Origin of the sequence: Bradyrhizobium sp. CCBAU 45384 (assembly GCF_028128665.1) — a bacterium.
GTDB lineage: Bacteria > Pseudomonadota > Alphaproteobacteria > Rhizobiales > Xanthobacteraceae > Bradyrhizobium > Bradyrhizobium manausense.
Window position 1 is genome coordinate 1 of the sequence record NZ_LBIZ01000023.1, and the last position, 470, is coordinate 470.

General features: G+C 60.9%; 1 protein-coding gene. It reads right to left on the reverse strand.

The window, feature by feature from the left end; translation table 11 throughout:
* Window positions 1–143: 143 nt before the first annotated feature.
* On the reverse strand, window positions 144–269 hold the full coding sequence (locus tag XH80_RS02825; RefSeq protein ID WP_271597239.1) for a hypothetical protein: 126 nt from the start codon (window positions 267–269) through the stop codon (window positions 144–146).
* Window positions 270–470 lie beyond the last annotated feature (201 nt).

Below are 470 nucleotides of genomic sequence, written 5' to 3' on the forward strand. Positions count from 1 at the left end.
GCGGGATACGACCAGGAACCCCCGCCGCGGATTTTCGCGCGCTGCAAACGCGCAAAGGCTGTCCAGCGGCCAGGCCGCCTTGTCCACGGCGATATCGAGCCGGCCCGTAGCCAACTGGATCGACTGGGTCATGTCGGCGGCGGTCAACATTCGCAGGTGAAGCGAGCGATCATGTCGCGGGCTTGGCGGACCACGTCTGCGCGGCCAAGCAGCCGCGCTTTGTGCGCCATCTGCGGCTCAATGCCAAATGAATCGGGGAAGCTGAGCATCAAGTACGCTCCACAGTGCTTGATCGATAGCTCGCGATCCCCACAACGGCGATTGCAGGGTTTGCAACGGGTACTAATGCGCGTTCTCCCCGGCAAGGATCTGGGACCTAACTAGCAAAGAGTGTGCCACCCGAGAATTTGCGCAGTAATGCTTCAATAGTAGATAGAAAGGTGTGCCTCGCCGGTGCGGGTCCAGAGGCT

Coding starts and splice junctions, on each gene's coding strand:
- XH80_RS02825 (WP_271597239.1), bottom strand. CDS start 269: ATGCTCAGCTTCCCCGATTCATTTGGCATTGAGCCGCAGATGGCGCAC.